The following is a 5,247-nucleotide window of genomic DNA, read 5'->3' as shown; positions in this document are numbered from 1 at the left end:
GGGGGCGTGTGGCGGGGCTTGGATTGAGCCCCGCCACCACTTCCCTCCTAACCGGTGGGAAATCTTTTCCCACCGGTCAGCCATGGAAATCTTTGCCGTTGCTCAATCGGCTTTTTTCGGGCAGAGTCGTTGCACTGGGCGTCGAAACCCAATCCTAGAGGCGGTCACGTCACCGCAAAGGCGTCAGCCTGAAATGCTACTGGCGTGAACATAGGCCCTCCGCATGGGCCAGCGGCCAAGAGATTGGCCGGATGATTGCGGCCATGTCCAAGGCGTTCGCGCCCAAAAGCCGTAATGCCGATCCTCTAGTCGGTTTCGAACGTCCGGTCGCTCGCCTTCGAAAGCGGGCGCGTTCAACGCGATCTAGAGGGCTGCACCATGCAACCGAACACCACCGACGACATCAGCCTGTCCGATTTCAGCACTCAGGTTGACGACACTTATCATGCTTTCCGTGCGTTCAATTTCCTGATTGACCACCTGTTTGAATATGCGCCGGGCGGCGTCAGCAGCACCATCGGCTATGGCATCGGCCAGCTTCTGCGCCGTCAGGTCGATGACTTGGAAGATATCAATTCCAAGGTGATGCAGTTGATGCAGCATATTCGCACCGAAGAGCGTCGTCAGGATCGCGTTGCCGCCGCCGAAGACCGCCTGCGCGAAATCATGCGCCGCGAATTCGGCGCCAATCCCGATGTGCCCCAAGCCCGGATTTCCGAAGTTCTCGCCCAGATGACCGAAGAGGCCACGGGCGAGATCGACGCGCCCGCCAAGGCCGCGCGGCAGAAGGGGCGCTGACATGAACGGTGCCGACAATGGATGAAGGTTTGCCGCTTCTGGTCCATGTCGATGCTGACGAATGGGCCTTCGTCACCCGCCGCCTGCGCTATCTGGAATCGCTGGTTCTGCGCGTGGTGCGGAACCGGCAAGGGATGCTGGAATGGCAATCTGCCGCCGATCTGGAGGCCCTGCGCCTTCCCGGCCTGCCCGCCTCGCGCTCTGCCATAGCGCGCAAGGCAGCGGTCGAGAAATGGGCGCGGGTGGTCGAGCGCGGGCGCGGCGGGTGCCGTTACCTCTACCACGTCTCGGCCCTGCCACCACGCGCCTTTGATGCGCTGGTGGCGCGCATCCTCGACCTGCCGCCGATGGATACCGAGGTGGAAGGCCTGTTCGATCTGCCCGCACCGCCGCTGCCCGAGGTGCTGCCCTCAAACACCGCGCCCCCGTGGGTGCTGCCGTTGATGCGGCTCATGCGAACCGAGGGCGGCGATATCGGCAGGGCGTGGCGCGAGCTGCGTGACCACACCCCGGATGACGTGATCTTGCCAGACGCGGAAGAAGCCGCAAGGGTGTTGATCAGGCTGGGGCTGGCCTGAGGTGCTTTGATGCCAGACATCGACAATTCGCGCGAATGGTTCACGGCGGGCGAGGCAGCGGCCATCGCCCGCCGAAACTTTGTTGACGGGGTGCCATGGACTGCCCGCTGCATGGCGCGGCGCTTGGCATCCGAAGCGGCCTCGCATCAGGTTCGCAAGCGCAAGGGGCGTTTGCAGGAATGGCACCTGTCCGCGTTTCCTGACGCCTTGCGGGTGGAATTGGAAATCGAGGCCGGTGCGGTTGCCTGCGCAACTGAAACGCCGAGCTGTTTCACCGAGGATGATTTCAGGATCATGCGGGCTGCGCTCGGTATTGCGGCTTTCGTCCAGGTGGACTTCGAGCGGCCAATCGCGCGCCGTGTTCGGCGTCAGCATGTCGTGGTGGATTGCGTCCGATATTACATCTGCGCGCCCGGCCTTGAGGGGAAGAAGGTTCTGGTCACGCGCCCGCTACAAGGCGGTGCGAAACCGGCGCTTGTCTGGCGTTACGATGAGACGAGGGCCGAAATTGCGACCCACGGTGAAGCTGGGTTTGTCGGCGTTCTGGAACCTCCGGCATTGCGTTGGCAGGTGTATCCTGGCTGCCCATGAGGCGCGTTTTCAAGCCAAGATCGAAAAGAACAATTTCCCGAAATCACCGGTCTCAGTTTGGGGCTCTGAAAAAATTTTCGTGCTAAAGCTGTTACAGCGCCGTGCAAAAGCTAGTGCGGCGTTACACTTCGGCGATCTGGCGGGGCTAGCGGACAGCGCCGCCCTTGCCGCCTGGTTGGCCCCGTTCCGCACATCCGAATGGGTGGTCTACGCCAAGCCCCCCTTCGGCGGACCCGAGGCGGTGCTGGCCTATCTCAGCCGCTACACCCACCGCGTCGCCATCTCGAACCACCGCCTTGTCAGCGTCGACGCCGGAATCGTGGCGTTCCGCTGGAAGGATTACCGCCTCAAGCAGGGCGACCGGCAAAAGGTGATGCGCCTCGCCACCGACGAGTTCATCCGCCGGTTCCTGATCCATGTCCTGCCCGACGGGTTCCACCGCATCCGGCATTACGGCCTGCTGGCAAGCGCCAGTCGCAAGGCCAATATCGCGAAGATCCGCGCCCTGCTCGGGGTGCCGCAACCCGCGGCGGCGCCCGAAACTGCGGTTGAGCCCGCACCCCTGACCCTGTTGCGGCGCGCCGATGCGGATCATCGAGATTTTCCGACGCGGGCAGACGCCGCGATCACGAGCGCCACCGCGGGAGCAGGCCGCATGATGAAACGCCCATCCCTTTGCCTGATCCAGCGCCGGTGCCTGCCTGGAACCGGCGTGGCCCCGATTTGCGCGCAACGGAACGGATCGCCAAATTCGGCAGACGGGCGCCCGTTTTTGAGGCTAAAAGCAGCGACAACTGGCGGAAAAAGCCAGACTGTCGCCGGGCGCCCCGAACGCCGGTGGCCGTCTGTGCGCCAGGTCGGCAACACCCTCGGCGCGCTGTCCCCATAGGCAGCGCCTCGCTCCCCGCGGCTTCGTCCTTCCGAGGTTTGTCAACGTGGACCGCCACCATCCGGCGGCCACCGCAGCGCCGCGGTCCACGTCGAAAAACCTTCAGGAAAGAGGAACTTGAGGCGGCGCAGCTTGGGATAGCCGTCAGCCTGCACCGCGCAGCGAAGATCGCTCTCTTTTGTCCTTCACGGGATCGAAGCGGCGGATGAAGCCTCGGCGTCGCATCCGCAGACATTTGGCGATAACAGACGCTCGTCGTCCTCACCGGAGCGACCGTAACGCGCAGAGAGAAACGAACTTTATCCTCGGGAAGGGGCGCCTGGCGCGGCCGATGCCGTCACCCGGAAGCGGAAGGAAGGCCGTCGAGGCGGACAATACCCTCCCCGATTTCGTCTCCCCGCCGCGCAGATTCTATCCCCTGAGAAGAGCGTCGATCCCCCCCGGATCGCGCCTGAGGCGCTCGAACCGGGCCTCGCCCATCTCGTCGATCAGCAACCGCCCCAGAACATCGGCCTTCACGTATTCCGCCACCAGAAGCCCGATCACCGGGGCGTCGGTCCGGATCGCCTCGACCCCGCCGTCGGGATGCAGTTCCGCGACCAGCGCCTGTGCCCCATCGGCAACCAGAGACATCAGGCGTCGCCCCGCCAGACGTTCCATCGCGGAGCGGCCGCAAGCGGTAAGGTCATAGCCCTGCGCCGCGGAAAGCCGGGTCTCGCCATAGATCGCCACATGAACCCGGACACCGCGGCGTGCGGCCGCTTCCAGCGCGGGCGCGAGGGCGCCCATCTCCTCGTCCCAGACCGAGGCAAAGATGCTCTCCCGCGCCTCCGACAGGAAGCCGCGGGCTGTGTCGAGCACCGTCTCCCGATCCGGCAGCGCCCAGATTGCCCGCGGGCTTTCGGGGCGCCGCAACTTGTCGAGTTCCGCCCCGACCGTCTCCGCCGCGCCCCCCAGCCGCGCAAGGAGGTTCGACGACACCTCGGACCAAGGCCGCGCCAGATAGCGGGCGGGCTCTTCCTGCGCCTTGAGAACGGCCCCCTTCTCGAGGAGCCGCGCCAAGGTCTCGTAGATCTTCGAGGGCGGCACCCCCGAGGCCCGGGCCACCTCGTGCCCGTTCCCGGGCCCGCTGGCCTGCAGCGCGCAATAGGCCCGCGCCTCGTATTGGGTGAAACCCAAGGTCATCATCGCGGCAAGCAGCGGAGGGTCGGAGGTCATCGGAGGTCATTCCAGAGGTTCACAGAGGGATTGCGCAACGCCACACTACCTTAGTAGTTAATCAAATCAAAGTCCATCATGAAACGCATTTTTTCGGGCTCTCCCTGGGAGCAGCGATCCGGTTACGCACGCGCGGTCGCAGGCCAAACCATCCTCTGCGTCTCGGCGACGGCCGCGACGGATGCGATGGGGAATGTTGTCTGCAAAGGGGATCTCGCGGGGCAGACCCGGGCGATCCTGCACAAGATTGCGGGCATTCTTGAGGAAGCCGGATCGGATATGGCGCATGTCCTGCAGACACGGCTTTACATCACCGATATCGCGCGTGCCGCCGAGGCTGGTGCCGCCCATGCCGAGGCCTTCGCCGGGGCGCCACCGGCGATGAGCCTGGTCCACGTTCTGCCTTTCGTGGATCCCGAAATGCTCGTCGAGATCGAACTGATCGCGGAGCGGCGATGACGGGCGCCCGGGCAGATGGCGCTGCGGTCGCGGCGGCTCTGCGCGCACTGTCAGCCCTTGTCCTGTCACCGGCCTTGCTCGCGCCTGCCCCTGGGCCTGGCCCTGCTCCGATCGCAGGTGGACTTGCCCGGAAATGTGAAGAGCACCAGCTGAGGAAGCAGGAGGTGGTCCATGGGAAACGGGAACAGACCGACGCCGGGGTTTCAACGTGAAGCCGTTGGAACGGCCCTGACCCGTGGCAGGACGCGGCGGGAGAATTCGGTCCTGAAGCAGAAGCGCGACATCCAAAGAAGCCGCGGCCTTCTGCGCGAAAGAGGCAGGCCGATGACCTTCGGCTTCCTCGAGGCAGAGCAGGCCAGCGTCCCGATCCGCCGGAGGTGCCGTGTTCCCGCTGTCCGCCAGAGCGGCGTCTTCGCCTGCCAGGAACGGCCCGCCTGTCGCCGCCAACCGCAGGACCCGGTTTGTCTGGCACCTATCCGGACGGCCTTTGCCTCGTCGAACGGCACCTATGGCGGTCCCCGCATGCCCTCGCCATCGTGCCGGACCTCTGCGCGCGCCGCGTCCTCGGTTGGGCGACGCGTGATCGTCTGAACGCGATCTGGCAGTGGACGCCCTGCGACGTGCCGTCGTGGCTCGCCCCCCGCGCCGGGGCGGGTCCATCATTCCGACCGCGGATCGCAATACGGCTCGGTCGACGATCACGCGTTGCTCCGC

Annotated in this window: 5 protein-coding genes and 2 pseudogenes; 6 read left to right on the top strand and 1 reads right to left on the bottom strand. The window is 65.1% G+C overall.

All coding sequences use genetic code 11. From position 1 onward, the window contains the following. The first annotated feature begins 378 nt into the window (after nucleotides 1-378). The 4 genes and pseudogenes from FBT96_RS16240 to FBT96_RS16225 all read left to right on the top strand — a co-directional run. On the top strand, nucleotides 379-798 hold the full coding sequence (locus FBT96_RS16240; protein ID WP_136908447.1) for a hypothetical protein: 420 nt from the start codon (nucleotides 379-381) through the stop codon (nucleotides 796-798). A gap of 17 nt (nucleotides 799-815) precedes the next feature. Continuing rightward, nucleotides 816-1,376, top strand: a complete 561-nt coding sequence (locus FBT96_RS16235; RefSeq protein ID WP_136908445.1) for a DNA-binding protein — start codon at nucleotides 816-818, stop codon at nucleotides 1,374-1,376. A gap of 9 nt (nucleotides 1,377-1,385) precedes the next feature. Further along, nucleotides 1,386-1,967, top strand: coding sequence for a hypothetical protein (locus FBT96_RS16230; protein WP_136908443.1), 582 nt, complete (start codon nucleotides 1,386-1,388; stop codon nucleotides 1,965-1,967). A gap of 100 nt (nucleotides 1,968-2,067) precedes the next feature. After that, nucleotides 2,068-2,626: pseudogene (locus FBT96_RS16225) on the top strand (IS91 family transposase); the annotation flags it as partial. 641 nt (nucleotides 2,627-3,267) lie between these two features. Here the strand turns inward: FBT96_RS16225 and FBT96_RS16220 are convergent. Further along, nucleotides 3,268-4,074: a TrmB family transcriptional regulator gene (locus FBT96_RS16220; protein WP_136908441.1), complete on the bottom strand. Its 807-nt coding sequence runs from the start codon at nucleotides 4,072-4,074 to the stop codon at nucleotides 3,268-3,270. Between the two features lie 78 nt (nucleotides 4,075-4,152). On the opposite strand from FBT96_RS16220, the gene FBT96_RS16215 reads away from it, so the two are divergent. Beyond that, complete coding sequence (locus FBT96_RS16215) at nucleotides 4,153-4,533, top strand: Rid family hydrolase (RefSeq protein ID WP_136908439.1); 381 nt, start codon at nucleotides 4,153-4,155, stop codon at nucleotides 4,531-4,533. A gap of 527 nt (nucleotides 4,534-5,060) precedes the next feature. Further along, nucleotides 5,061-5,247 (top strand): annotated as a pseudogene (locus tag FBT96_RS21725) (DDE-type integrase/transposase/recombinase); the annotation flags it as partial.

This window comes from Rhodobacter capsulatus (assembly GCF_005144475.1).
GTDB lineage: Bacteria > Pseudomonadota > Alphaproteobacteria > Rhodobacterales > Rhodobacteraceae > Rhodobacter > Rhodobacter capsulatus_C.
Note: the sequence above shows the minus strand (reverse complement) of the source record. Positions and strands in the feature narration are given on the sequence as shown.

What these genes read in the sequence shown, in the direction of transcription:
- FBT96_RS16220 (WP_136908441.1), bottom strand. Translation starts at nt 4,074, where the DNA reads ATGACCTCCGACCCTCCGCTGCTTGCCGCGATGATGACCTTGGGTTTC.
- FBT96_RS16235 (WP_136908445.1), top strand. Translation starts at nt 816, where the DNA reads ATGGATGAAGGTTTGCCGCTTCTGGTCCATGTCGATGCTGACGAATGG.
- FBT96_RS16240 (WP_136908447.1), top strand. Translation starts at nt 379, where the DNA reads ATGCAACCGAACACCACCGACGACATCAGCCTGTCCGATTTCAGCACT.
- FBT96_RS16230 (WP_136908443.1), top strand. Translation starts at nt 1,386, where the DNA reads ATGCCAGACATCGACAATTCGCGCGAATGGTTCACGGCGGGCGAGGCA.
- FBT96_RS16215 (WP_136908439.1), top strand. Translation starts at nt 4,153, where the DNA reads ATGAAACGCATTTTTTCGGGCTCTCCCTGGGAGCAGCGATCCGGTTAC.